This window comes from Rhodococcus sp. no. 34 (genome assembly GCF_054589475.1).
The window spans coordinates 104,259-129,139 of the sequence record NZ_BAAILK010000047.1; the positions used below are offsets into that span (position 1 = coordinate 104,259).

The following is a 24,881-nucleotide window of genomic DNA, read 5'->3' on the forward strand; positions in this document are numbered from 1 at the left end:
TTCTCCTCGGGATCTCGGCAGAGGCGCCTCACTGAGCACCATTCGAATACAACGCCACCGTAACAATTGCAGACGATGAATACAACGGTTGCGTATTATTCACGAAGAAGTGGCAGGCAGATTAGGGTGAGACCGGAGGTGATGCACACGATGACCAGGTCACAAGCTGACGCAACGGATACACCGCGGCGCAAGTACGCCCCTCGCATGGCGCCGGAGCAACGTCGCGAGCAGCTCCTCGACGCAGCATTCGAGGTCACCGGCCGCGTTGGCCTGCACAACCTCAGCATGGAATCCGTCGCTGCCGAAGCCGGTGTCGGCAAGCCCGTCCTCTACACGATTTTCGATACCAGGACCGATCTCGTCGCTGCACTGCTGCGCCGCGAGCACGAGCGAGCCATCGCTCAGGTGCTCGAAACCATGCCGACAGATCTGAGCGAACTCGGCCCAGCGGCGTCGTACACCGGGACCGTCGGCGCCTTCGTCGACGCCGTACTGGAGAACCCGACGCGCTGGCGCCTGATTCTGACGTCTGTCGAGAACGCCCCCAGCGAGTATCACGGCTTGTTGAAGCTCTCTCGCGGAGCTGTCTTCGCCCGCGCCGAAGAACTGGCCCGCGCCGGGATTGCCCTCGAGTCGAAGCTCGAAGGCCTTGATCCGGTCCTCCTCGCACACACCATGATGTCGTTCGCCGAAATGCTCGGACGACTGGCCGTCAGTGACCCCGAAACCTATACCCGAGAACGACTTTCCAGTTTTGCCGTGGCTCTCGCACAATCGGTCGGGCGTTAGCGGCCGACTGAAACCTGTCGGTCGGATCTGCTTCAATACACGCATGACATCACCATCGATCGAACCGCTGCAGCTCTTCGAAACGTCTCCGGGCAACTGGTCACTGATGCTCACCGACCAGCATTTCGGCAAGGTGGCATCGATATTCGAGCAGGTAGAGGGTTTCGAAGGCTCCGGTTACGACTGGGCGTCGGTCGCCCACGCAGTGGTAGGCCGCGATGCACCGCATCTGGAGGGCCGCTTCGGCACCGATCCCGAAGCGGGCATGTTTGTTGCGTACGGCAGCGACACCGAAGCTCTCGGTGAGCTCGGAGTGCTACTCGCCAAAGCGTATTCGGATGCCGAGTACCTCGGTGGCCTGGTCGCCATTTCCGAACTCGACTAGAGCGCCTGCCGAAACGACACCGGCCCCACACCTAGGTGCGGGGCCGGTACCGAACGAAAGATCTAGCCGACCAACAGCTCGGCAATCTGAATCGTGTTGAGCGCGGCACCCTTACGCAGATTGTCGCCCGAAACGAAGAGCGCGAGTCCGCGTCCCTCCGGGACACCCGGATCCTGACGGATACGACCGACCAGCGACGCGTTGCCACCGGCAGCGGCCAGCGGCGTCGGAACCTCGACCAGCTCGACGCCCGGAGCGTCGGCGAGGATCTCCTTGGCGCGAGCAACTGAGAGCGGGTTGGCGAACTCTGCGTTGATCGCGAGCGAGTGCCCGGTCACGACGGGAACGCGCACGCAGGTGCCCGAAACCAACAGATCGGGAAGTCCGAGGATCTTGCGGCTCTCGTTGCGGAGCTTCTGATCCTCGTCGGTCTCGCCGCTTCCGTCGTCGACCAGCGAACCTGCCAGCGGCAGGACGTTGAACGCGATGGGGGCGACGTAGTTGTTCGGGGCCGGGAAGTCGACGGCACTGCCGTCGTGAACCAGCTTCTCCGCGTCTCCGACTACGGCGCGCACCTGGCCGAGGAGTTCCTCGACGCCGGCGATGCCGCTACCGGACACGGCCTGGTAGCTGGAGACGATCAGACGCTGCAGACCGGCTTCATCGTGCAGAACCTTCAGCACCGGCATCGCTGCCATGGTGGTGCAGTTGGGGTTCGCGATAATGCCCTTGACCAGGTTCTTCGTGTCCTGCGGGTTGACCTCGCTGACCACGAGGGGAACCTCGGGATCCTTGCGCCATGCCGAAGAGTTGTCGACAACGGTCGCGCCGGCAGCAGCGAAGCGCGGAGCCTGGGCGCGCGAGAGCGTCGCACCGGCTGAGAACAGGGCGATGTCGATGCCCTTCAGATCCTCGTCGGACGTTGCTTCGGCATCCTCGACAACGATCTCTTCGCCACGGAACGTCAGCTTCTTACCGGCGGAGCGTGCAGATGCGAAGAACCGCACCTTGTCCGCGGGGAAGTTCCGCTCTTCGAGCAAAGTGCGCATGACGATGCCGACCTGACCGGTCGCACCGACAACAGCGATAGTCGTCATGAGAAATTACCGTCCCGTTCCAGCGTGTACTACTGCTTCTTCTTCGCCACCGAGCCCGAAAGCGTCGTGGATGACACGTACAGCGTCGTCCAATTCGGTGTCCTTGACCAGCACTGAGATGCGAATCTCAGAGGTCGAGATGAGGTCGATGTTGATGTCTGCCTTGGCCAGCGCCTCGCAGAACGTGGCGGTGACGCCCGGGTGGCTCCGCATTCCGGCGCCGACCAGGGAAACCTTGCCGATGTGGTCGTCGAACAAGATCTGCGTGAAGCCGATGTCTTCCTGACGCTTGGTCAGGATCTCGACGGCGCGGGGGCCGTCGGCCGTCGGAAGCGTGAAGGTGATGTCCGTCTTGTTGGTCTCCACCTTGGAGATGTTCTGCAGCACCATGTCGATGTTGATCTCGGCATCGGAGACTGCGCGGAACACCTTGGCAGCGTGTCCCGGTGTGTCCGGCAATCCGACAACGGTGATCTTGGCTTCGCCGCGATCGTGCGCGACTCCGGTGATCAGGGCCTCTTCCACAGGAATGTCCTCCATCGATCCGGACACGATTGTTCCGGGCTTGGTGGTGTATGACGAACGGACGTGCACAGGCACGTTGTAACGACGGGCGTACTCGACGCACCGGAGCATGAGCACCTTGGCACCACACGCTGCGAGTTCGAGCATTTCCTCGAAGGAAACCGTCTCGAGGCGGTGAGCGTCGGGGACGATGCGCGGATCGGCGGAGAAAACGCCGTCGACGTCGGTGTAGATCTCGCAGACGTCGGCGTTGAGTGCAGCTGCCAACGCCACGGCAGTGGTGTCCGAGCCACCGCGTCCGAGCGTCGTGATGTCCTTGCTGTCCTGGCTGACGCCTTGGAATCCGGCGACCAGAACGATCGAGCCTTCGTCCAGCGCAGTGCGAACACGGCCCGGCGTGACGTCGATGATCTTGGCGTTTCCGTGGCTGCCGGTCGTGATGACTCCGGCTTGTGAGCCCGAGAACGAACGAGCTTCGGCGCCGAGGGAGTGAATTGCCATCGCTACCAAGGAGTTGGAGATGCGCTCACCCGAGGTCAGCAGCATGTCCATTTCACGGGCCGGCGGGGAAGGGCACACCTGCTGAGCCAGATCGAGCAGCTCATCGGTGGTATCGCCCATCGCTGACACCACGACGACGACATCATTGCCGGCCTTCTTGGTCTCGACGATCCGTTCAGCGACTCGTCGGATGCGCTCGGCGGTTGCCACCGAGGATCCGCCGTACTTCTGGACGACGAGAGCCACGCGTTTCTACCTCCAGGTCGAAATTGTTTACAGATACCAGAGGTCGAGCTTACCGAGGTGGTCCTGGGACTTCCCGATGCGTACTGCTGTTCGCCTCAGATCCGCGCGGGATCAGTTGCGAGATCCGCGATCGCATCAACGTCGCAGAACGCGAGCCACCGGCAACGTAACCGACCACCGTGACGGCAACTCCGCAGGCGAGAAGCACGCGGATACTGCTGACCAGCGAAACTGCCAGCGCGTCGTACACCGCGACTGCCGCCTCAGATGACGGTATGTCTGAATTCTGTAAATAGACCCGCCGCACGACGGCCAGCGCCACCAACAGGGCGATCATCGCCACCGCCGTCGCCAGCCCGACCAGGGACAGTGCGCGCATTCTCCTCGGCGCAACTGCGACGGCCGCGATCGCACAGGCCAGCGACACCCACGGCAGCCAGGCCGCTGCCCGGTCGAGAGTGTTCGAGAGGTCCTGGGCCCGCACCAGCTCGTCGGACTGCAGGATCTCGAACTGCGGATCGAACGTCGGAAGACGATCGACGACGGTGAATCCTCGATCGCGGAGGTTCGTCCGCAGTTCTGTCATGATCGGCTCGAGGGACAAGGTGACTGTTCCGCTGTCGTCGGACCGAACGATGCCGTCGGTGGCTCTGCCGGTCACCATCGCAGCAAGTTGCGCGTGCGCCTGACGGTTGGCCGCGGTCCAGAGCGTCGCGAACTGGTCGCTGGAGACCAACGACTGAGCCGCCTCCCGAACAAGTTTCTCGGCTTGTCTCGTCACCACCTGCGGAAACCGGTCCAACCGCTGCGTCAGTTCCTCGGTCAGCCGATCAACGACAGCCGCTTGGACAGCAGGTTCGGAAGCCAACGGGGCAACCGTCTCGACGTAACTGTCGGTGTCGTTCACCTGGGTGTGGACGAACAGCGCGAGCACCGAGCCGGCAGCACCGAGACCAGCGAGAACGATCAGCAGTGAACAGACGATCCAGCGGATCGAGCGCATCACGTGTGCTTGGCGCGCGCCGGTCGAATCTTCGCGGTGATGTGGTGAATGCGGTGATCGTCAGCGGGTATCCGGAAGGTCTCGGTAACCCGAACGGTCATCAGGTTCCGCCCGAACAACCCGGCGTCGAGGAGGTAGTCAGCCGTCAGGTCGTCCCCGTCGACCGTCCACTCCACCTCACGAATGTCGCGGATCACGCGATACTGAGGACCTCCGGAAAGGCTGCGCCGCAAATGATTCCCCGAAAATCCGGTCTTGAGCCCGACCTCGTGGCGTACCGCGTCCGGAGCCAGCGGTACGGAACTGCCATCGTGACTGCGGAGCGCGTCGAGGTACGTGCTCGCCACGGCGATTCGGGGATCCATGGACGACAGTCCACCATTTTCGGGGCCGAAACGGCAGCACAATTCGGCGACAAATTGGACATGAGGGCGAACCCCACCGATTTCTCGCGAAATCCAGGAGTAGAGTGCTGTGCATGCAGCGCGCACTCCTTCTTGGTTGCCGCGACGGGGTCTGATCCAGACTGGCCTCCCGCCGCGGGGTTTTTGTGCGCCGGTCGACCAAGCCTTCCGGACTCATGGTCTTGACCAACAGGTCAACAGGCCGGGTCCACAATCCTGGAGATCACACCCATGTCCCCCGCTGACGCATTCACCACCGGCACTCGCACCATCACCCCGCCCACGAAGCCGGCACCGTCCGACCAGCCTGCGTGGAACACGCAGAAGAACTCGTCGATGCCGACGTTCCGCTACCGCCCGTTCGCCGAAGAGGTCGAGACGGTCACGCTGCCCGACCGCACCTGGCCGGACAAGATCATCGACCGAGCACCCCAGTGGTGTGCCGTTGACCTGCGCGACGGCAACCAGGCGCTGATCGATCCGATGAGCCCGGCGCGCAAGCGTCGTATGTTCGATCTCCTGGTTCGTATGGGCTACAAGGAGATCGAGGTCGGCTTCCCGTCCGCGAGCCAGACGGACTTCGATTTCGTTCGCGAGATCATCGAGGACGGCGCCATCCCGTCCGACGTCACCATCCAGGTGCTGACGCAGTCGCGTCCCGAGCTGATCAAGCGCACGTTCGAGGCCTGTGAAGGTGCCGAGAACGCGATCGTGCACTTCTACAACTCCACCTCGATTCTGCAGCGCCGCGTCGTGTTCCGCGCCGACAAGGACACGATCAAGAAGATCGCCACCGACGCCGCCGAACTGGTCCTCGCCGAGTCGAAGAAGTACCCGGACACGAACTGGCGCTGGGAATACTCGCCCGAGTCCTACACCGGCACCGAGCTCGAGTACGCCAAGGAAGTATGTGACGCCGTCACCGAAACCCTGGGTGCGACGCCGGCCAACCCGGTCATCCTGAACCTGCCCGCCACCGTCGAGATGGCTACACCCAACGTGTATGCCGACTCCATCGAGTGGATGCACCGCAACCTGGCCCGCCGCGATTCGGTCATCCTGTCGCTGCACCCCCACAACGACCGCGGCACGGGTGTCGCTGCAGCCGAGCTGGGCTACCAGGCCGGCGCGGACCGCATCGAAGGCTGCCTGTTCGGCAACGGTGAGCGCACCGGCAACGTCTGCCTGGTCACTCTCGCTCTGAACATGTTCACGCGCGGCGTCGATCCGCAGATCGATTTCTCGAACATCGACGAGATCCGTCGCACGGTCGAGTACTGCAACCAGCTGCCCGTCCACGAGCGTCATCCGTACGGCGGCGACCTGGTCTACACCGCGTTCTCCGGCAGCCACCAGGACGCGATCAACAAGGGCCTCGACGCCATGAAGGTCGACGCCGACAGCCAGAACTCCGACGTCGACGACATTCTCTGGCAGGTCCCCTACCTGCCGATCGACCCGAAGGACGTCGGCCGCAGCTACGAGGCCGTCATCCGTGTGAACTCGCAGTCCGGCAAGGGCGGCGTCGCATACATCATGAAGGCCGATCACGGTCTGGTGCTGCCGCGTCGTCTGCAGGTCGAGTTCTCGCAGTCGGTCCAGAAGATCACCGACGGCGAGGGCGGCGAGGTCTCGCCGAAGGAAATGTGGGATGTCTTCCACGAGGAGTACCTCGCTCCCATCACCCCGCTCGAGCGCATGAAGCAGAAGGTCACCGCGTCCGAGGAGGACGGCGGCACCGATGCGATCACCGCGATCGTCAAGGTGAACGGCAAGGAGCAGGAGATCTCGGGAACCGGCAACGGCCCGCTCGCTGCCTTCGTCGACGCGCTGGGAAGCATCAACTTCGACGTTCGTGTCCTCGACTACTCCGAGCACGCGATGTCCGCCGGTGACGACGCCCAGGCCGCGGCCTACGTCGAGTGCGCCGTGACGGGCCCGGAGGGTCAGAGCACCGTCGTCTGGGGTGTGGGTATCGCCACGTCGATCACGACGGCCTCGCTGCGCGCTGTGGTCTCGGCAGTGAACCGCGCCAGCTGACACTCAGCTCCCGACTCGTGAACAATCCCTGGTCTCACCCGATTTTCGGGTGGGGCCAGGGTCGTTTTCAGAGCACTGAAGATTTTCGGTCGATGTTTTCGATTCGGCATGACATTGGTCCCGAAAGAGTCGGTTAGCGAAGTTAACAAAAAGAATTCACCCATCGAGGATGATGCAGACGCCACGTGCGCGTGAGATAGTCAGCTCAGACAAATCCAACTTGTGAAATGGAGCTCGACAATGGATTCCTTTTGGGACTTCCTCTGGCTGATCATCATCAGCTTCGCGTTCATCGCGTACTTGATCCTGCTCTTCTCGATCATCACCGACCTGTTCCGCGATCACAAGACCTCCGGCTGGGTGAAGGCAATCTGGATCGTCTTCCTGTTCTTCATTCCGCTGCTCACCTCGCTCGTCTACCTGATCGTTCGCAGTGACGGAATGGCACAGCGGTCCCTCGAGGCTGCGCAGCAGGTCAAGAACGCACAGGACAGCTACATCCGTGAGGTTGCCGGAAAGTCCCCGGCCGAATCCATCGCAGATGCAAAGGCACTTCTCGACGCCGGCACCATCAGTGAAGAAGAATTCGCAGCACTGAAGGCCAAGGCTCTCGCCTGATACCGGCCCTCACTAAGCGGCCCTCACTAAACCGTGAGGATTGCACTACCGAAACGGGAGCGACACTAATCGTGTCGCTCCCGTTTTGTGTTCATTCACCAACAGCTGCTCATTCACCGACAGCCTTCATTCACCGACAGCACGCGCGACGTCACGAAAGGCGTCGAGCACGACTCCGATAGCCGGACTGCGGTTGGCGTGTAACCGAGTTGCCAATTCATAAACTCGTGCAGCGCGCACTCCCGCCACCGGTTTCCTCGAAACTCCGGGATGCGTGATCGCGTATCGCGGCATCAAAGCCACGCCGTGGCCCGCCGCCACCAGCTCTTCGATGACGCGGAAATCGTTTATCCGATGAGCGACGCGAGGCTGGACGCCGGTTACCGACGCAACCGACAGCAGAACGTCGTCGACCGGAAACCCGCCGCGCACGCTTATCCAGTTCTCGTCGGCCAATTGTTCCAGCCGGACCGAATCCTGCTCGGCGAGTGGATGATCAGGCCGCAGCACCAGATCGATCGGTTCACGCATCAGCGGTTGCACGCTGACCCGGGGAAACGACGTCTCGGCTCCGCGTTCGTCACGGTGGGTGAGGATCACATCGTGATCGGCCAACAGCCCAGGGACGGCGGACGCCGGTTTGTCGACGTCGTAGGCGTCGACGTCCACGTCCGAGTTCTTCAGCGCCGTCAGGACACCGGGCAGCAGGAGCGCCGCGCCGGAGGGAAAGAACGCGACTCGCACCTTTCCCCGCGGCGAGCCTCGGTACGACGCCATCTCGTCCGCCGCCCTGTCTAGCGCCGCCACCACGTCGTCGGCGCGAAGCACCAGCGCTCGACCCGCGTCGGTGAGGCGCAGCGTGCGCCCGTCCGGTTCGAGGAGCGAGACCCCCGCTTCTCGTCCGAGGATCTTGAGTTGTTGCGAGACGGCGGACGGCGTCATCGAGAGGGCGAGAGCAGTAGCGCCGACGGTTCCACGGTCGGCGAGCTCGCGGAGGATTCGCAGGCGCGTGGCATCCATACGGTGACGAATATCCATGTAGCAAAACTACATGGATATTGCATCTATATTCGCTTGTTCTGATGCTTCGTAAGGCTCACGATTAACGCATGACTCCCCGCGACCGTCTCCTCGGCCTGACCGTGATCGTCTTGTGGGGTCTGAACTTCCTGGCCATTCGCGTCGGCCTGGATCATTTCCCGCCGTTCTTCTTCGCAGCGCTGCGGTTTCTGATCATCGCGATTCCGGTGGTCATCTTCGTGCCGCGTCCACAGGTGCCGCTCCGTTGGCTGCTGCTCTACGGATTCGGTTTCGGATTCGGCCAGTTCGTCTTCCTCTTCTGGGCGATGCATTCGGGGATGCCGACGGGCCTTGCGTCACTGGTCCTGCAGTCGTCAGCACCGTTCACCGTCCTACTCGGCGCTTTCCTGCTCCGCGAGAAGCTCAGCGTCTGGCAGGTCTCCGGTATCGCCGTCGCCGTTGGCGGGATGTCCTTGATCGGCTGGGACCGCTCGCACCACGCGGCACTGCTGCCCGTCGTCCTCACACTCCTCGGCGGCCTGTCCTGGGCGTTCGGCAATCTCGGCAGCCGCTTGGCTGCGGCAAACACCGTCGGCGAGCCTGCACCGATGCGCTTGATGTTGTGGATGTGTGTCATCCCGCCGTTACCGATGCTCGCACTGTCAGCCGTGGTCGAAGGCCCCACAGTCGGCTGGCACGCACTCGGCACCGCATTCAGCGCCGACGCCTGGCCGTCGCTGGTCGGACTGGCCTACATCATTCTGCTCGGCACCATCGCCGGATCCGGGCTCTGGACGATGCTCATGGGCCGCTATCCCGCCGGCATGGTGGCGCCGCTCTCCTTGCTGGTGCCAGTCGTGGGAATCGGCGCGTCCTGGCTGTTCCTGCACGAGGATCCGAGCCCGTTGTCACTGGTCGGGGCGGTCATCGTGATCGCCGGAGCGAGCGCCGCACAGATGAGGCGTAAGCCCGCGAACACTGTTTTCTCGGACACACCTGCAGCCTCACCACCGGCGCGACTCGGCGTCTGACGACGCCCTGTGCCAAACTCGGGCCGTGGGAACTGGACTATCGATCACAGCGCGCGGAAAGCTCGCCATGCGAGCTGCCGCAGCAGCATCTTGGGCATCGCAGAAGGCCGGTCGCGGCAAGGGTTCGATGATCGGCGGGCTGATCGCCCTCAAGATCGACCCGACGCTCATGACTCAGCTCGGACGCGGCAAGCGCACCGTCGTGGTCACCGGCACCAACGGCAAGTCGACGACCACGCGTATGACCGCCGCAGCGCTCGCGACACTCGGTGACGTCGCCACGCAGGCCGACGGCGCCAACATGGATGCCGGGATCGTGGCCGCCCTGGCCGCGCGTACCGATGCGACGCTGGCGGCACTCGAGGTCGACGAACTGCACGTCCCCCACGTAGCCGACGCCGTGAACCCGGAAGTGATCGTGCTGCTGAATCTCAGCCGCGATCAGCTCGACCGGGTCGGCGAGATCAACATGATCGAACGGAAACTGCGCGCGTGCGTCAACGCGCATCCGAATGCGGTGATCGTCGCCAACTGCGACGACGTACTGGTCACCTCCGTGGCATACGACGCCACCAACGTCGTGTGGGTTGCTGCCGGCGGCGGTTGGGCCGGCGATTCCGTCAGCTGCCCGCGCACCGGCGAACCCATCGTGTGGGAGGGAAAGCACTGGCGCAGTACCGGTTCCGACTTCGCGCGGCCCGAGCCGACCTGGTGGCTCGACGACGACAATCTCTACGGCCCCGACGGCCTGAAGATTCCGATGACGTTGATCCTCCCCGGAAAAGCCAACCGCGGCAACGCAGCTCAGGCCGTAGCGGCTGCAGCGGCTTTGGGTGCAGATCCGGTCGGGGCAGTTGCCGCCGCATCGACGGTTCAAGAAGTCGCAGGTCGATACAGCACCGTCGAGGTCGGACCGCACTCCGTTCACATGCTGCTCGCGAAGAATCCCGCCGGCTGGCAGGAAGCGTTGTCGATGATCGATCCCACGGTGGACGGTCTGGTCATCGCGGTGAACGGTCAGGTGCCGGACGGCGAGGACCTCTCCTGGCTGTGGGACGTGAAGTTCGAGCACTTCGAAGGTGTCAAGGTAGTGGCCGCCGGTGAACGCGGAACAGATCTGGCAGTTCGCCTCACGTACGCGGGCGTCGAGCACACTCTCGACCCGGACCCCTTGCGCGCCATCGCTTCCTGCCCTCCCGGACGTGTGGAGGTACTGGCGAACTACACGGCCTTCCGTGACCTCAACACCGCCATCGCGAAGGAGTCTCGCAATGTCTGACTCGACAGTTCGCATCGGTCTGGTACTCCCCGACGTCATGGGCACCTACGGCGACGGCGGCAATGCCCTGATCCTGCGTCAGCGTCTGCGGATGCGCGGCTACGACGCCGAAATCGTGGACATCACCCTCAGCGATCCGGTCCCCGATTCGCTCGACGTGTACACATTGGGTGGCGCCGAGGATTCCGCCCAGCGACTCGCAACGCGCCACCTCGCGAAATACCCTGGCCTGCAACGCGCCGCCGAGCGTGGCGCACCGGTTCTGGCGATCTGCGCTGCCATTCAGGTGCTCGGCAACTGGTACGAAACCTCCAGCGGCGAACGCGTCGAAGGTGTCTCGATGCTCGACGTGACGACCTCACCGCAGGAGAAGCGTTCCATCGGCGAAGTCATCACGAAGCCGTTGATCGACGGACTCACCGCGCCTCTCTCGGGGTTCGAGAACCATCGCGGCGGAACAACTCTGGGTAGCTCGGCTTCCGGATTTGCGCGGGTCACCCATGGTGTCGGAAACGGCGTCGGCGACGGATTCGAAGGCGTCGTGCAGGGTTCGGTGATCGGGACGTACATGCACGGACCCGCTTTGGCTCGCAACCCCGAACTCGCGGACCTCCTGCTCATGCGCGCCTTGGGTGTGAACGAGCTTGAACCCCTGCATCTGCCCGAGGTCGACAAGCTCCGCAAGGAGCGACTCGCGATTCGCTGAGCCAGTGTCGTCCGTTCGGACGACTGTTGGCCGGCCACGTCAGCTCGTAGCCTCGTTCCATGCGTCTTCGTGTGGCGATCTGTATTGCGGCGACTGCGATCATTGCCGTCGGGTGTTCGACGCAGGGCAGTGGCGGGCCCAAAGAAGCAGGTGGGACCCAGGAAGCAGGCGGGACCCAGCAGGTAAGTGTCACTGCTGATCCGGCTTCAGAAGCGAGCGCAACGGCGCCTACCGTCATCGTGCTGGACGCCTCGGGGTCGATGAAGCAGGACGACGCTCCCGGTCCTCGAATCGATGCCGCCAAGAACGCGATTCACACTCTCGTCAGTGGCCTCCCAGACGATGCTGCGCTCGGTCTGATCGCGTACGGCACCGCCACGGGTAGCAGCGACGCCGAGAAGGTCGCGGGTTGCCGCGACATCAAGACCGTCGTGCCACTCGGACCACTCGATCGAAATGCATTCGCAGCGGGAATCGACGGGCTGTCCGCGTCGGGATACACGCCGATCATGGCTGCGCTTCAACAAGCCGCCGCCGCACTCCCCGCCGATGGTGAGCACACGATCATCCTCGTCTCCGACGGGGAGGACACCTGCTCGACCGAACCTCCGTGTGAGTCCACCCAAGCGATGCCCCACGATCCTGACCTGACCATCCACACCATCGGATTCAAGCTCGACGCCGCTGCGTCCGCCCAGCTGAAGTGCATCGCCGACGCAACCGGGGGCATGGCGATCGACGCTGCCAACGCGGCGCAACTCACCGCACGACTGGCGGTTGCCTCGGATCCCGAATCCGCACGGGAGCGACTCTCCACCAGCGGCTTCCGCAACCTTCGGATCGGCATGACGGAGGAGGAAACGCGGAAAGCCGCCGGCGACCTTGCGCCGGTATCGAAGACCGGAACAGTAGTCGTCCAGTGGCAGGACTGCGAATTGACCTTCACCGACGGCGTTCTCGTCGAAATCGCGCCCCGGACCGGCGCTGCCACACTGGACGGACTGACCGTCGGCCAGAAGATGCAGCGTGCCGCCGAACTTTACGGTCCCTTCACTGCCACAACCAATTCCGACGGGGAATCGGTCGCAGTCTTTCCGGCCGACACCGAAGCGGGAACCGGCTATCGCATCACCTTCACACCCGAAGGCAAGAAGGCGGATGAGGGAACGATCACCCGCATAGTCCTCTGCCGATGCTTGCCTGCGACTGCGGGATCATCGGCAGGCGGTACCCCGACCGAGATCGTGAATCTTGTTGCCGTCGACGGTTCCGGCAAACCCAAATCCGGTTGGAGCGTCCAAACGCCGGCCATGAAGATCAGCGAGTGCTACGCAGCATCACAGTCGGCTGTCACGCCGGGAGTCATCACCTGCGGAAGCACCGCAGACGGGGCGGACGCGTGTTGGCCCGGTCCGGAGCCCGATTCGATTCTCTGCCTGCAATTTCCCTGGGGAACAGAACTGATCACCGCTCGGGGAGTCGACGGCGTCGAGGCCTATCCGCCGCCCGCCGACCCGACTCCCTTCGGGCTCGAACTCGAGAACGGTCTTCTCTGCCGCGTCCGACACGGCGGTTCGTGGCCATCTACCGAATCCGACCCCCGTCTGGCGGGCGCCTACTCCTGCCGAGGGCAAGGGGCGGATACCCCCATCGTGTGGGCCGAAAACACCTATCCGATCGATCGTTCCGAAGATCGGTGGACCGTGCTGGTCGGACCGTCGAAGGGACCACTGGAAACCGTCGCCGTCACCAAGGCGATATTCCTTGCCGCCGAATGAGCGCTCAGACGGTTTCGGATTTGCCCTCGGTCAGAATGAGTTCCACGGCCAACAGCGCGGCGCAGGCCAGTCCCGCGACCAGTTCGGGCACCGCGGTGTAGGTACCACCGAGCACGACGACTATCGCGACCGAGAACGGAACGAGGGTGCGTACCGACGAGTCGTGCAGTCGAATGTGAATGAACCACAAGGCTGCGAGGATGACCGCGACCGGCACGGTGACGGCAGCACCCGTCACCAACGCGCTGCCGTCACCGTGATGAGTCCAGAAGTCGACGCGCGAGGCCAACCCGGCACCGATGGCGGCAGCGGTCGCGAAGATGAAGTAGTGACCGAACCCCCAGACGAAGGGTGAGACGTTGTCACCGCCGATCACGTCGCCGGCATTGCGTTGGAAGTACAGCCACCACAAGCTGAAGACGATCAGGATCCCGCCGATCACGACGTAGGTGACCTGCGCTGCGGGATGCTCACCGTCGACCGCGTCCTGAATCGCGAGGGTAGTCGAGAGGATCGTCTCGCCCAGGACGATGATGAAGAACAACGAGTACCGCTCCGCGATGTGATGCGGGTGCCACGGCGTCATGCCCGGCTTCTCCGACCAGATCGGTACCGCGAATTCGCACAGAACCAACACCAGGAACGTCGGGACGTAAACGGCGGACGGCACGAAGTAGAAACCGATCCAACCGATCTGGACCAACACGATTCCGAGAGCGTATCGACGCGCCGTGAGCGCATGTTCGGGGTCGTTCCGCGAGACCCTGAGCCATTGGATGACCAGGGCTATTCGCATGATGACGTAGCCGACGATGATCAGCAGGGCGTCGTCGTTGAAGAAGCGGACGATGCCGGCTGCAAGGACCAGCGATCCGAGGATCTGGAATATGGTCAGCAGCCGGGCGATTCCGTCGTCGTTGTCGTACGCCGAGGTGAACCACGTGAAATTCAGCCACGTCCACCAGATCGCGAAAAACGCCATCGCGAAGTGCCCGACGCCCGAAGCCGCGTGCCCTTCGCTGATCGCGTGGTGCAGACCGGTGGCCGCTTGAGCGACCGCCACGACGAAGCAGAGGTCGGTGAGCAGTTCGAGCGGCGTCGCCACCCGGTGCGGCTCGTGCGGGTCCCGCGGAACCAACGGCCTGATGAACGAACTGGTGCGATTCACGAAGGGCAGAGTAGCGCGATGATTGCCGACGCGCTGCCCGTGACTGGAACCTGCGGACTCAGATATTCACGCCGACGCCCCGATCTGGGCTCGGATCTCCAACTGATCGGCGAGTTCGGCGCCTATCGCCCCCGCGCTCCCCAAAGTGAAGGCGATCTGCCGTCCCCACAGGAAATAGCGGTGAATCGGATAGTCGACATCCGCGCCGATTCCGCCGTGCATGTGCTGGGTCGCGTGCACCACGCGCAAACCGCCGCGCGACGCCCACCATTTGGCGACCAGCGCAGCCGCTTCCGCTTCACTCTCGACTCCGCTGTCCATCAGCCAGGCAGCGCGGTGGGTGGTCAATCTTGTGCTCTCGGTGTCGAGGTACGCGTCGGCGGCCCGGACGGCAACTGCCTGGTTGGTCGAGAGTGGACGTCCGAATTGCACTCGCTCGGAGGTGTATTTCGCCGTCATCGCCAGCGCTTCCTCGCAGACGCCGGTAGCCAGGGCCGCCAGAGCGACCCGCGCACGTCGTAACGTCCAGTCTCGAACCACCGCGCCGTCCGCGGGAAGTGCGTCAGCTGCAGTAACCGCAACCCCGTCGAACTGCACAGCGCTGTTGCTCTCGCGGTTCGTCACCGCAAGCGGTGTACGCACCAGCGCGTCCCGGTCCGTCGGCACGATCATCACGGTGACACTGCCGTCCGGCATCGTCACCGGAACCACCAGTGCGGCAGCGAACTCGGCGGCCGGTACGGAGTCGACGTGGCCCGACAGAACCCAGCCGTCAGGAGCCGGCTCGGCGCGAACTGCCGTCTCGGCGTTGTAGCCGGTGTCGAAGGCGCCGGTGACGATCACCGAGCCGTCGAGCAGTCCCGGAAGCCACGACGCTTTCTGCTCCGTACTGCCGAACTCGGCAATCGGCAGCGCTGCCGTCGAAATCACCGACCAGAGCGGCACCTGGGCGACCCGGCGGCCTTGTTGTTCGAGCACCGCTGCCAGGCCTAGCATTCCGAGTCCCGCTCCCCCGACTTCCTCTGGCAGAGGAATTCCCAGAACGTCGGAGTCGGCGAGGATCTTCCACAGTTCGGCGTCGAAACCGCCGGCGCCCTCCACTTCCCGCAGGCGGTCCACTCCGGACTTCGCCGAGAAGATCGATTCACTCAGATCCCGCACGGCGGACAAGTTGTCGTCGAATTCGAATTCCATGTCAGCTCTTTTCGTTCTGTGCAGCGGGCCGGCGACGCGCAGCAAGCGCCATGCCCAGACATTTTGCGGCGACGATTTCACGCATCACTTCGTTGGTACCACCGCCGAAGGTGTTGTTCTGGGCGCGTCGACCCAGGTTCTCGACCCGCCCTTCCAATACCGCTCCGGGTGTGCCGGGGCGCAGTAAGCCCTTGGCGCCCAGCACTTCCTGCAGCATGCCGTACGCACTGACGACGGCTTCGGTACCGAAGATCTTGGCCGCGGCCGAATCCCCGCCGCCCAAGGTGTTGGCGGCGACGTCCGCCACCAGTCGCAGGTTCATCAGGTCGGCAGTACTGAGCAGCGCGTAGACTTCCGCCAATTTCTCACGTACCCAGCCGATGTCGTAGACGTGGCCGTCACCGGCGGGTTCGGTCTTTGCCCATTCGACCACCTCGGCAAAGAGCTCGTTGGCTATACCACCGCGTGCCGCCAGGGCAACACGTTCGTGGTTGAGCTGGTTGGTGATGAGCTTCCACCCTCGATTGAGCTCACCGACGACATTGGTGATCGGCACCCGAACATCTTCGTAATAGGTGGCCGAAGTGCTGATTCCGCCCACGGTGTGAATTTCGGTGACCGAGAACCCCGGCGAATTGGTCGGCACCAGGACCACGGAAATGCCCTGATGCGTAGGCGCGTCGGGATCGGTGCGAACGGCAAGCCAGACCCAGTCGGCAAACACACCGGCACTGGTGAAGATCTTGTTGCCGTTGATGACAAGCTCGTCACCCTCGATGCGGGCGCGTGTTTCGAGTGCCGCGAGGTCGGTGCCCGCATTGGGTTCGGTGTAGCCGATGGCAAAGATCAACTCGCCCGCCAGGATCGGACGCAGGAAGAAGTCCTTCTGAGCTTGCGTCCCGTGCTTGATCAGAGCGGGTCCGACGGTGTTCAGCGTGACCAGCGACAGCGGCGCATTGGCGCGAATCACCTCGTCGTAGAACACGTACAGAGCTTCGGGGTTCTCGCCCCGACCGCCGAATTCCTCCGGCCACCCCAAGCCCAGCCAACCGTCTTTACCCATCCGGCGCAGGATGCGATCGAAGACGGGGCCGCCTTCGGTCTGATCCACGAGAGCACGGCGGTCTTCGTCGTTGATGATCTCCGCGAAGTACGCCCGCAATTCCTTGCGCAGAGTCTTCGACTCCTCCGACAAATCCAAGTACATGGTGAAACTCCTAAGATCTACGAACGCGGCAGGCCGAGTACGCGCTGCGCGATGACGTTGAGTTGAATTTCGACGGTTCCGCCGCCGAACAGAATCGAGGGAAGTCCGATGTGGTCTATCGCGTAATTCGCCGACGGGTCGACAACGGCGGCACGAGGTCCGAGCAGTCGCAACAGATCCCGCGAGCCCTCACGCTGCGCCAGGGCGTTGTACACCTTCGACACGCTGATCTCGGCGCCCGGTTCCTGACCCGCCAGTCGCGCCGACACCCCGCGTAGATTCATCGCGGACAGTGCCAACTCACGAGAGATACTGCGGCCGAGGCCCTCCACTGCGTCTTCGCGAGAGCAGTCGTGGCTCGCGTCGGCGATAACCTGACGGAACAGCCGACTCGAACCGTGGTGCAGCGTGCTGCCCATACTCAGGCGTTCGTTGGACAGCGTTGTCGCAGCAAGCTTCCACCCTTGCCCCGGCTCCGCCACCAGGCAGTCGTCCGGGACGAAGACGTCGTCGAGGAATACCTCGTTGAACTCCGACTTACCGGTGGCTTGTTTCAGCGGACGTACGTCGATACCTTTCGAGGTCATGTCGACCAGGAAGTACGACAGCCCACGATGTTTCGGAGCGTCGGCGTCGGAACGCGCCAGGCATACTCCCCAATCGGCCTCGTGCGCGCCCGAGTTCCACACTTTCTGACCCGACAGGACCCAGCCACCGTCGACCTTGCGCGCTTTCGTGCTCAGGCCGGCCAGGTCTGATCCCGCGCCAGGCTCACTGAACAGCTGGCACCAGATGATGTCGGCACGCAGCGAAGGCTCGACGAACCTGTCCTGCTGCTCGGCGTTGCCGTGTTCGAGAATCGTGGGCAGCACCCATTCCCCGATCACCGTGGACGGTTGAGCCCAACCTCGCATCGCGAATTCGTGTGCGATGACGGCCTGTTCTCTCGGTCCTGCTCCCAGCCCGTACGGCGCCCGATAGTGCGGGGCTACCAGTTTGGCGTCGGCAAATCGGGCGCGTCGAGCGCTCCCCTTGGCCGGCGCCCAACTGGCGCTGGTGGTTCCGTCGTCGGGCAGCAGCGCAACCTCGTCCAGAACCCTGCGAACCTGCTCTCGTAGTTCAGGCAGCATGTCCGGGTCGACAAAGGAGAAATCCCGTTCCGAATCGGCAGACCGGTCTCCCAACGTGTGTGCCCACTTCACCTCGGAACCCGCCACCGCAGCGATACTGATTGCCCGGCGCCAGTACAGATGCGCGTCATGCTCCCAGGTGAATCCGATTCCGCCGAGCAACGTGACACATTCGAGGGCGTTCTCGATGCCGACGGGCAAAGCGGCCAACGCAGCTTGAGCCGAGACAAGTCTCTGTTGATCCTCGTCGTGCTCTTCGGACCGAGCGGCGTCCCACGCTGCGGCACAGGCAATCTCGGAGCGGACCAGCATCATGGCCGCCTTGTGCTGAACTGCCTGGAAGCTTCCGACCGGACGGCCGAACTGCTGCCGGGACTTCACGTAGCCGACCGCGGTGCGTAGCGCCCACCCGGCGATACCGCTCGCCTCCGCAGCCAACACCGTGTTGACGATCAGTTCGACTCGGTGCGCCTGGAGACCCTCGACGATCAGCCCAGCGTCGACCTTGTGATCGGTCAACGTCAGTGTCCCGATCGAGCGTGTCAGATCCACTCCGTCTTCGACCTCCACCGCAGCGGAAGACGACTGCTCGAGCCGGAACCACAACTCGCCGTCGTCGCTGTTCGCTTGCACGAGAACGACATCGGCTCCGGGCAGACCTAGAGCCGGGTCGGCAGAACCGCTCACGGTCCACCCTGCATCGCTGCGAGCCGCGCGCAATCCCACGCCGGTGCAGACTGCTCCGGTTGCACCGGCAGCCAATTCGGTCAGCATTGATTCCGCAGCCGGGCCGGCAGCTTTTGCGAGGATCCCACTGGCGATGACCGTCGGAACGTACGGTCCCGGGTAAAGCGCATCACCCAATTGCTCGACTACCACCGCCAGTTCGGCAAGACCTGCCCCGTCACCGCCGTATTGCTCCGGCAGGTGCACTGCGTGCAGTCCCTGACGGACCAATCCATCCCACGAGTCCGGCCGATCACCGGCGGCGTACCGCTTGACGTTGCTCCGCGTATCGGCGATTCCACCGAAGCGGTTCGCGAATGCGGCTACCGCTTCCGCCAGGTCACGGTGATCTTCGAGCAGGGGCAGTGCCATGGCAGGTTCCTCAATCTTCGGTTCTTGTCAGATGCGTTCGAGAATCAGGCAGGTGGTTGCGGCGGACGCGCAGATCGCGATCAGCGCGATGGACTTGTCCCGGCGCTCCAGTTCGTCGATGGCATTGGCCAACAGTCTGATTCCGGTTGCACCGGCCGGGTGGCCCAACGCGATTGCACCACCGTTGACGTTCAGCAATTCGGGATCGACGCCGTGAACCTGCGCGAACGACATCGGTACCGAAGCAAATGCCTCGTTGACCTCGAACAGATCGATGTCGTCGATCGTCAGACCGGTGCGGCCGAGCACGATGTTTGCCGCGTCCACGGGACCGTCGAGCATGAACTCGATGTCTCCGCCGATGACGCACTGCGCCAATATCTTTGCCCGCGGCCGCACCCCGAGCATCCTGGCTCGATCCTCGGACATCAGCAGAGCGGCACTCGCACCGTCCGAGACCTGCGAAGACGTTCCAGCGGTGTGCAATCCGCCCTCTTGAACGGTCCGCAGTTTCGCGAGTCCTTCGAGACTCGATTCGCGCAGACCCTGATCCCGATGAACCGGAGCGTCAGAGCCCGGAGCGACCACATCGATGATGTGCGAGTCGAAGCGTCCTGCCTCCCATGCTGCTGCGGCTCGCTGCTGCGAGCGCAGCCCGAAGGAGTCGAGATCCTCGCGGCTGAACCCGCGCTTGACAGCAATCCGATCGGCTGCGGTGTACTGGTCGACGGTATCGAGTGACCACGACTCCGGACGTGGTGTTCCGAGGCCGGTACCCACCTTGTAGGTGAGTGGTGCCCGCGACATCAGTTCCACACCGCACGCCACACCCACGTCGACTGCACCGATGGCAATCTGCCCGGCAATCAACTGCACCGATTGCTGCGCGGTTCCGCACTGCGCGTCGATCGTGGTGCAGCCCGCTTTCAACGGAAGGCCCGCATGCATCCAGGACGTACGCACGATGTTTCCGAACTGCTCACCGAGAGGCGTCACACAGCCGCCGATGACCTGGTCGACCGCGTCAGGATCCACGCCCACCCGATCCAGCACGCCCCTCTGCGCATAACCCAACAGTTCCGCCGCGTGGACTCCGGACAGCCAACCCTCACGCTTGCCGAACGGCGTTCGTGCTGCGTCCACGATGACGGGCTTCATGCCAACTCCTCGGTTCGTAATGCCGGGTTCTCCGGTAATGCCGTTCCGTCCAGACCACGCACGGTAAGGGACCACTCGTCGATCAGGTCCAAGCTGACGCACGAGCGCGCGGTGAACTCGGTGTCGCAATCACACAGCGCTGTGACCGCTTCCACCATTTCTTCCATAGATTCGACCTGATCCGGCCGGATAGTCTCACCGACCAGGACCCTGGCGCCCTCACTGAGCACCGCTGCCCGCGGTTGAACCGTGTTGACGCGAACCCCCTGGCCGTAAAGCTCCACGCCCATGCCGTTGCTCATCCTGTTGAGCGCTGCTTTGGACGCGCCGTACACGGTCATGGCAGTTCCCGGTTCGACCCACGTGAACGGCGGGCCATGCCACGGTTTGACGGTGCCACTGGAAACGTTCACGATCCAGCCGTATCCGTTTGCCACCATCCCCGGCACCACGGCTTGCATCAGATCGAGCGGTGCATGGACATTTGCCTCGAACATCAACCGTCGCCGCCGCAGTGGGTAATCCGAGAGCGGCTGATAGATCGCCGCTGCCGCGTTGTTCACCAGGATGTCTATAGTCCCGCCAAGCTTCTCGATCGCCAGCGGCACAACGGTGTCGCGCTGCTGCTCGTCCGTCAGATCTGCGACAACTATCTCGACTTTGGTTCCGTACTTGGCAATTCGAGCCGCAGTCTCTTCGAGACTGCCGGGCAGGGTTGCATGCGTGCCGAGCGTCCGAGCCACGAGGGCGACGTCGGCACCCTCGGCTGCCAGTCGCTCCGCGACGCCCGCACCGATTCCGCGACTGGAACCGGTGACAAGCGCTCGGCGGCCGTCAAAGCGCCTCGTCATGCTATTTGAACTTCGAGGCGAAGCGATTGATGCTCTCCGCAATCCGTGCAACTTCGTCGTCACGCAGGCCGTGACTCATGCCGAGTGTCATTCCTCGGGCGAAAACCGCGTCGGCTTCCGGCAATCCTTCGGCCGGCTGACGGAACTCGATGTTGTTCATCATCGGGTGACGAGTGACGTTGCCGCTCCACACAGTTCGTGTGTCGATACCGTCGGCCTCGATGGCTTCCTGCAGGTCGCTGCGCGTGAAGGGGGCGTTCTCGTTGATCATCACCGGGTAACACAGCCACGCCGTGTCGAGACCGTCGAGTTCTACCGGCGTCGTGAAGAATTCGGGGTGGGCGCCGTATGCCGCCGTGAAGGCCGCAAACGTGGCCTTACGCGTCTTGTAGTTCTCTTCCAGCTTGTCGAGCTGCACGACTCCGTAGGCTGCGCCGAGTTCGGAGGGCTCGAAGTTCCATGACATGAGCTCGAAGATGAAGTCGTTGTCGTAGTCGACGCCGTCGAGTTCTTCACGGAAGACTCGGCCGGACTTGGTACTACCGAACAGATTCGGCTCGCTGCGACGGCCCCAGCGGCGAAGCAGCAAAGCCTTGTCACGGCTGGCTTCGTCGTCGACGCACACCATTCCACCGGTTCCCGCGCACGTGATGATGTGTGCCATCGAGAAACTGGTGACGACGATGTCCGCCCGAGACCCGGTGGGAGTACCGCGGAGCGTGGCCCCGATCGCGTCACACGAATCCTCGATCACCTTGAGTCCATGGCGATCAGCGATATCACGAATGACGTCCCAGTCCGGGCAGTTGCCGGCGAGGTTCGGCATCAGGATGGCTCCGGTCTTTTCGGTGACCATTGCCTCGATCTTGGTGACGTCGACGTTGAACGTGTTGGGTTCCACGTCCACGAACACCGGCACCAGACCGGCACGCACGATCGGTGCGATATCGGTGGAGAACGTCAACGGCGACGTGATGATCTCGCTTCCCGCAGGCAGTCCGAGCAGCTCGACTGCCAAGTACAAACCCGAGGATCCCGAGTTGCACATGACGCCGAACTTCTTGCCGGCCAAGGCCGCGATACGTTCTTCCATCTCGAAGACGTTCTTGCCGATGCGCAATCCTTGATGCCCGCTGCGCAAGACGTCGACAACAGCCTGTATTTCTTCCTCGCCGTGGGTGGCCCTGGCGTAGGTGATCCGCTCGCTCATCTTGTTCCTGCTTTCTCGAATAGGCGGCAGATTCAGCGATCTGCCGAGAGGACGAGCGCACTGTGCGGGACGGGAGAGCCGCCGGTCACGAGCACGTTGTCCAGAGTTTTGGTCGGTTGATTGGTGGAGGTGCCGCGGATCAGGCGAACACCTTCGGCAATACCGTTGACGCCGTGGATGTATCCCTCACCGAGTTGACCGCCGTGGGTGTTGATCGGCAGGCGACCGTCCAGCTCGAGATTGCCGTCGGAGATGAAGTCTTTTGCCTCGCCCCGACCGCAGAATCCGTACTCCTCGAGTTGAAGCAGAACCATCGGGGTGAAAGCGTCGTAGAGAATTGCGGCATCGATGTCGTCCGGCCCGATACCGGCCTGGTCCCACAGTTGGCGCGCCACGAGTTCGACTTCCGGCATGCTGTCGATGTCGTCTCGGTAGTAGCTGCTCATCGAAATCTGTTGCGGACCTACACCTTGCGCAGCGCCACTGATGACCGCAGGTTTGTGCGGCAGGTCGCGGGCGCGCTCCGCACTGACGATCACCAGCGCCTGTCCGCCGTCACTTTCCTGGCAGCAGTCGAGCAGACGGATGGGGTCAGCGATCATGCGCGAGTTCTGATGGTCCTCGATAGTGATCGGGCGTTCGTAGAACCAGGCCTTGGGGTTGTTCGCCGCATGCTTGCGTGAGAGGACCGAGATCTGGCCGAAGTCGGCGCTTGTTGCCCCGTACTTGTGCATGTACAGCTTGGCGAGGAAGGCTTCCTGCTGCGCCGGGGTCAGAAGCCCGTACGGGTTGATCCAGTTCCGATACTCCTGGTCCGTCGACGCGTTGTACGCAAAAGGTGGTGGCCCGGCGCCGAATCGGTGGCCGGATCTTTCGTTGAAGGCGCGGTAGACGACCACAACGTCTGCAACTCCGCTGGAGACGGCAAGCGCTGCTTGTTGAACCGGTGCACAGGCACCGCCGCCGCCGTGTGGAATACGACTGAAAAACGTCAGTTCCGGGATCCCGAGAGCGCGTGCGACCGCAATCTCGGGATTGTTCTCCATGGTGAACAGCGCAAATCCGTTCACCTCTTCTGCCTCGATGTGAGCGTCGTCGAGCGCGGCGATCACGGATTCGCACGCCAACTGCCATTCACTGCGGCCGGAGTTCTTGGAGAACTCGGTGGCGCCGATCCCGGCGATGGCGGCTTGCCTCGAAAATCCTCGTGTCATGCGATTACCCTTTCCGCCGGTTCGAGGGTCACGTCGGCTGTCACGTGCGTTCCGCGAGCGTTCTTGCCGAGAACCGTCACGGCGAGCGTCCGGCCGTCGGTGTCGATCACTTTGCCGGTGAACGTCATGGTGTCTCCGGGAAAGTTCGGAACACCAAGCCGTAGTGATGTTTTGACGATTCGCGATCCCGGGCCTGACCAATCGGTGATGTAGCGGTCGATGAGCCCGTTGGTGGTGTTGATGCTCATGAAGATGTCGGGAGTTCCGCGCTCCTGTGCCTTGCCCGGATCGTGATGCACGTCCTCGAAATCCTGAGAAGAGATCGCGGTGGCGACGATCAGCGTTCGATCCAACGGCAATTCGAGGCTGGGGAGGACCGAACCCACTTCGCAGTCAATCAGTTTCGTCATTGCACCGCACCCCGTCGCCTCAGTTGCGGCAGCATCTCACCGTGAGCGTGCTCGGAGAAGGTCACTTCGAGTTCCATGCCGAAGTCGAGTTCCTCGTGATCGATCCCCGCGATGTCGGCAACCAGACGCGTGCCTTCTTCGAGATCGACGAGTCCGACGGCGAGTGGGTACTCGAAAGCAGGATCCTTCGGGTGATGGATGACCGTGAAGCTGTGCAACGTGCATCGCCGCGTGGATTCGACTGTGTCCCAACTGAACGAGCGGCATTCCGGGCACGCGGGTGCGGGTGGATGGCGCAGCGTCTTGCAATCCGCACACCGTTGGATCTCGAGGCGGCCCTCTTTGGCCGCGGAGAAGAAGAAATCGTTGTCGTCGGTGACGGTGAGTCTCGGAACAGCGGTGTTGCGGGAGCCAGTCTCGCTCATGCGATTACCTCCTGGACTTCGAGTTGGGTACCTGTCTGGGCATCTGGTTTGAACCTGAGCAATCGAAAACGCTCTTCGACCAGTGTCTTTCCGCCCTGGTCGACGTACTTCTTGAACAGAGTGATGAAGCACCCGTGACCGAGAGCCGTCTGTTTGAACGGCGAGATCGCTTCGATGGTGAAATGCGCGGTGACGTGGTCACCGGGGCTCAGCTCCGCGAAATACTCCTGCTCGACGTTGGTCGCGACAACGGAGGTGTATCCGGCCTCGTCCAACAGCGCCAGCAGTCGTGAATAGGCGAAGTCCTCGGAGACTCCGTCGGCACGAAGTTGCTGGACCTGCCGATAACGTCGGTAACCCGCCATCACCCAGGTCGAGATCATGGCGGGGG

Annotated in this window: 24 protein-coding genes; 8 read left to right on the top strand and 16 right to left on the bottom strand. The window is 63.0% G+C overall.

The genetic code is table 11. The features are described 5' to 3' along the window. Nucleotides 1-141: 141 nt before the first annotated feature. On the top strand, nucleotides 142-792 hold the full coding sequence (locus tag ACYP01_RS26190) for a TetR/AcrR family transcriptional regulator (protein WP_007731498.1): 651 nt from the start codon (nucleotides 142-144) through the stop codon (nucleotides 790-792). A 43-nt stretch (nucleotides 793-835) separates the two neighbouring features. After that, nucleotides 836-1,177, top strand: a complete 342-nt coding sequence (locus tag ACYP01_RS26195; protein ID WP_149357835.1) for an Imm51 family immunity protein — start codon at nucleotides 836-838, stop codon at nucleotides 1,175-1,177. A gap of 62 nt (nucleotides 1,178-1,239) precedes the next feature. On the opposite strand, the gene ACYP01_RS26200 is transcribed toward ACYP01_RS26195, so the two are convergent. From ACYP01_RS26200 to ACYP01_RS26215, 4 genes are read right to left on the bottom strand one after another with little or no spacing between them, the layout of a single operon-like run. Further along, on the bottom strand, nucleotides 1,240-2,274 hold the full coding sequence (locus ACYP01_RS26200) for an aspartate-semialdehyde dehydrogenase (RefSeq protein ID WP_019746568.1): 1,035 nt from the start codon (nucleotides 2,272-2,274) through the stop codon (nucleotides 1,240-1,242). A gap of 6 nt (nucleotides 2,275-2,280) precedes the next feature. After that, nucleotides 2,281-3,546: an aspartate kinase gene (locus tag ACYP01_RS26205; RefSeq protein WP_003943494.1), complete on the bottom strand. Its 1,266-nt coding sequence runs from the start codon at nucleotides 3,544-3,546 to the stop codon at nucleotides 2,281-2,283. 49 nt (nucleotides 3,547-3,595) lie between these two features. Further along, nucleotides 3,596-4,549, bottom strand: a complete 954-nt coding sequence (locus ACYP01_RS26210) for a hypothetical protein (protein WP_007731502.1) — start codon at nucleotides 4,547-4,549, stop codon at nucleotides 3,596-3,598. Beyond that, complete coding sequence (locus ACYP01_RS26215; protein ID WP_003943492.1) at nucleotides 4,549-4,914, bottom strand: hypothetical protein; 366 nt, start codon at nucleotides 4,912-4,914, stop codon at nucleotides 4,549-4,551. Before ACYP01_RS26215 ends, ACYP01_RS26210 begins: the two co-directional genes overlap by 1 nt. A gap of 270 nt (nucleotides 4,915-5,184) precedes the next feature. Here ACYP01_RS26215 and leuA point away from each other — a divergent pair, with 270 nt between their 5' ends. Together leuA and ACYP01_RS26225 are read left to right on the top strand one after the other, a co-directional pair. Continuing rightward, nucleotides 5,185-6,993, top strand: a complete 1,809-nt coding sequence (leuA, locus tag ACYP01_RS26220) for a 2-isopropylmalate synthase (protein WP_003943488.1) — start codon at nucleotides 5,185-5,187, stop codon at nucleotides 6,991-6,993. A 240-nt stretch (nucleotides 6,994-7,233) separates the two neighbouring features. Next, the gene (locus ACYP01_RS26225) at nucleotides 7,234-7,611 is read left to right on the top strand and encodes an SHOCT domain-containing protein (protein ID WP_003943489.1); all 378 of its coding nucleotides are present in this window, start codon (nucleotides 7,234-7,236) and stop codon (nucleotides 7,609-7,611) included. A 126-nt stretch (nucleotides 7,612-7,737) separates the two neighbouring features. On the opposite strand, the gene ACYP01_RS26230 is transcribed toward ACYP01_RS26225, so the two are convergent. Further along, nucleotides 7,738-8,631, bottom strand: a complete 894-nt coding sequence (locus ACYP01_RS26230) for a LysR family transcriptional regulator (RefSeq protein WP_459683451.1) — start codon at nucleotides 8,629-8,631, stop codon at nucleotides 7,738-7,740. Nucleotides 8,632-8,720: 89 nt separating this feature from the next. On the opposite strand from ACYP01_RS26230, the gene ACYP01_RS26235 reads away from it, so the two are divergent. From ACYP01_RS26235 to ACYP01_RS26250, 4 genes are read left to right on the top strand one after another with little or no spacing between them, the layout of a single operon-like run. Beyond that, a complete protein-coding gene (locus ACYP01_RS26235) occupies nucleotides 8,721-9,662 on the top strand; it encodes an EamA family transporter (RefSeq protein WP_003943484.1) in 942 nt (313 codons plus the stop codon). A gap of 25 nt (nucleotides 9,663-9,687) precedes the next feature. Further along, nucleotides 9,688-10,941: a MurT ligase domain-containing protein gene (locus ACYP01_RS26240; protein WP_459683095.1), complete on the top strand. Its 1,254-nt coding sequence runs from the start codon at nucleotides 9,688-9,690 to the stop codon at nucleotides 10,939-10,941. Beyond that, a complete protein-coding gene (locus ACYP01_RS26245) occupies nucleotides 10,934-11,647 on the top strand; it encodes a type 1 glutamine amidotransferase (protein WP_003943465.1) in 714 nt (237 codons plus the stop codon). The genes ACYP01_RS26240 and ACYP01_RS26245 overlap by 8 nt, the downstream gene beginning before the upstream one ends. 59 nt (nucleotides 11,648-11,706) lie before the next feature. Continuing rightward, complete coding sequence (locus ACYP01_RS26250; protein ID WP_459683096.1) at nucleotides 11,707-13,425, top strand: vWA domain-containing protein; 1,719 nt, start codon at nucleotides 11,707-11,709, stop codon at nucleotides 13,423-13,425. A 4-nt stretch (nucleotides 13,426-13,429) separates the two neighbouring features. Here the strand turns inward: ACYP01_RS26250 and ACYP01_RS26255 are convergent, their stop codons facing one another. From ACYP01_RS26255 to ACYP01_RS26305, 11 genes are all read right to left on the bottom strand, one after another. Further along, the gene (locus tag ACYP01_RS26255) at nucleotides 13,430-14,593 is read right to left on the bottom strand and encodes a low temperature requirement protein A (RefSeq protein WP_459683097.1); all 1,164 of its coding nucleotides are present in this window, start codon (nucleotides 14,591-14,593) and stop codon (nucleotides 13,430-13,432) included. Between the two features lie 66 nt (nucleotides 14,594-14,659). Next, nucleotides 14,660-15,787 (bottom strand): acyl-CoA dehydrogenase family protein, encoded by a 1,128-nt coding sequence (locus tag ACYP01_RS26260; RefSeq protein WP_459683098.1) that lies wholly within the window; start codon nucleotides 15,785-15,787, stop codon nucleotides 14,660-14,662. A 1-nt stretch (nucleotide 15,788) separates the two neighbouring features. After that, nucleotides 15,789-16,994, bottom strand: coding sequence for an acyl-CoA dehydrogenase family protein (locus tag ACYP01_RS26265; RefSeq protein WP_459683099.1), 1,206 nt, complete (start codon nucleotides 16,992-16,994; stop codon nucleotides 15,789-15,791). 17 nt (nucleotides 16,995-17,011) lie between these two features. Next, on the bottom strand, nucleotides 17,012-19,222 hold the full coding sequence (locus ACYP01_RS26270; protein WP_459683100.1) for an acyl-CoA dehydrogenase: 2,211 nt from the start codon (nucleotides 19,220-19,222) through the stop codon (nucleotides 17,012-17,014). Between the two features lie 27 nt (nucleotides 19,223-19,249). Next, complete coding sequence (locus ACYP01_RS26275) at nucleotides 19,250-20,380, bottom strand: steroid 3-ketoacyl-CoA thiolase (protein ID WP_054825638.1); 1,131 nt, start codon at nucleotides 20,378-20,380, stop codon at nucleotides 19,250-19,252. Next, entirely contained in the window at nucleotides 20,377-21,231 is an 855-nt protein-coding gene (locus ACYP01_RS26280) for an SDR family NAD(P)-dependent oxidoreductase (RefSeq protein ID WP_003943905.1), read from the bottom strand. Before ACYP01_RS26280 ends, ACYP01_RS26275 begins: the two co-directional genes overlap by 4 nt. A 1-nt stretch (nucleotide 21,232) precedes the next feature. Next, entirely contained in the window at nucleotides 21,233-22,441 is a 1,209-nt protein-coding gene (locus tag ACYP01_RS26285) for an aminotransferase class I/II-fold pyridoxal phosphate-dependent enzyme (RefSeq protein ID WP_166811918.1), read from the bottom strand. Between the two features lie 32 nt (nucleotides 22,442-22,473). Next, the gene (locus ACYP01_RS26290; RefSeq protein WP_042447777.1) at nucleotides 22,474-23,655 is read right to left on the bottom strand and encodes a lipid-transfer protein; all 1,182 of its coding nucleotides are present in this window, start codon (nucleotides 23,653-23,655) and stop codon (nucleotides 22,474-22,476) included. Then, entirely contained in the window at nucleotides 23,652-24,065 is a 414-nt protein-coding gene (locus ACYP01_RS26295) for a hotdog family protein (protein ID WP_459683101.1), read from the bottom strand. Before ACYP01_RS26295 ends, ACYP01_RS26290 begins: the two co-directional genes overlap by 4 nt. Beyond that, nucleotides 24,062-24,490, bottom strand: a complete 429-nt coding sequence (locus tag ACYP01_RS26300) for a Zn-ribbon domain-containing OB-fold protein (protein ID WP_459683102.1) — start codon at nucleotides 24,488-24,490, stop codon at nucleotides 24,062-24,064. The genes ACYP01_RS26295 and ACYP01_RS26300 overlap by 4 nt, the downstream gene beginning before the upstream one ends. Continuing rightward, the coding region (locus tag ACYP01_RS26305; protein WP_459683103.1) for an FAS1-like dehydratase domain-containing protein at nucleotides 24,487-24,881 on the bottom strand (395 nt) is incomplete at its 5' end. The genes ACYP01_RS26300 and ACYP01_RS26305, both read right to left, overlap by 4 nt.

Excerpts from the sequence above, each read along its gene's own strand:
- ACYP01_RS26190 (WP_007731498.1), top strand. The coding sequence starts at position 142 with ATGCACACGATGACCAGGTCACAAGCTGACGCAACGGATACACCGCGG.
- ACYP01_RS26195 (WP_149357835.1), top strand. The coding sequence starts at position 836 with ATGACATCACCATCGATCGAACCGCTGCAGCTCTTCGAAACGTCTCCG.
- ACYP01_RS26200 (WP_019746568.1), bottom strand. The coding sequence starts at position 2,274 with ATGACGACTATCGCTGTTGTCGGTGCGACCGGTCAGGTCGGCATCGTC.
- ACYP01_RS26210 (WP_007731502.1), bottom strand. The coding sequence starts at position 4,549 with ATGCGCTCGATCCGCTGGATCGTCTGTTCACTGCTGATCGTTCTCGCT.
- ACYP01_RS26215 (WP_003943492.1), bottom strand. The coding sequence starts at position 4,914 with ATGGATCCCCGAATCGCCGTGGCGAGCACGTACCTCGACGCGCTCCGC.
- leuA (WP_003943488.1), top strand. The coding sequence starts at position 5,185 with ATGTCCCCCGCTGACGCATTCACCACCGGCACTCGCACCATCACCCCG.
- ACYP01_RS26225 (WP_003943489.1), top strand. The coding sequence starts at position 7,234 with ATGGATTCCTTTTGGGACTTCCTCTGGCTGATCATCATCAGCTTCGCG.
- ACYP01_RS26230 (WP_459683451.1), bottom strand. The coding sequence starts at position 8,631 with ATGGATGCCACGCGCCTGCGAATCCTCCGCGAGCTCGCCGACCGTGGA.
- ACYP01_RS26235 (WP_003943484.1), top strand. The coding sequence starts at position 8,721 with ATGACTCCCCGCGACCGTCTCCTCGGCCTGACCGTGATCGTCTTGTGG.
- ACYP01_RS26245 (WP_003943465.1), top strand. The coding sequence starts at position 10,934 with ATGTCTGACTCGACAGTTCGCATCGGTCTGGTACTCCCCGACGTCATG.
- ACYP01_RS26250 (WP_459683096.1), top strand. The coding sequence starts at position 11,707 with ATGCGTCTTCGTGTGGCGATCTGTATTGCGGCGACTGCGATCATTGCC.
- ACYP01_RS26260 (WP_459683098.1), bottom strand. The coding sequence starts at position 15,787 with ATGGAATTCGAATTCGACGACAACTTGTCCGCCGTGCGGGATCTGAGT.
- ACYP01_RS26265 (WP_459683099.1), bottom strand. The coding sequence starts at position 16,994 with ATGTACTTGGATTTGTCGGAGGAGTCGAAGACTCTGCGCAAGGAATTG.
- ACYP01_RS26270 (WP_459683100.1), bottom strand. The coding sequence starts at position 19,222 with ATGGCACTGCCCCTGCTCGAAGATCACCGTGACCTGGCGGAAGCGGTA.
- ACYP01_RS26275 (WP_054825638.1), bottom strand. The coding sequence starts at position 20,380 with ATGAAGCCCGTCATCGTGGACGCAGCACGAACGCCGTTCGGCAAGCGT.
- ACYP01_RS26280 (WP_003943905.1), bottom strand. The coding sequence starts at position 21,231 with ATGACGAGGCGCTTTGACGGCCGCCGAGCGCTTGTCACCGGTTCCAGT.
- ACYP01_RS26285 (WP_166811918.1), bottom strand. The coding sequence starts at position 22,441 with ATGAGCGAGCGGATCACCTACGCCAGGGCCACCCACGGCGAGGAAGAA.
- ACYP01_RS26290 (WP_042447777.1), bottom strand. The coding sequence starts at position 23,655 with ATGACACGAGGATTTTCGAGGCAAGCCGCCATCGCCGGGATCGGCGCC.
- ACYP01_RS26295 (WP_459683101.1), bottom strand. The coding sequence starts at position 24,065 with ATGACGAAACTGATTGACTGCGAAGTGGGTTCGGTCCTCCCCAGCCTC.
- ACYP01_RS26300 (WP_459683102.1), bottom strand. The coding sequence starts at position 24,490 with ATGAGCGAGACTGGCTCCCGCAACACCGCTGTTCCGAGACTCACCGTC.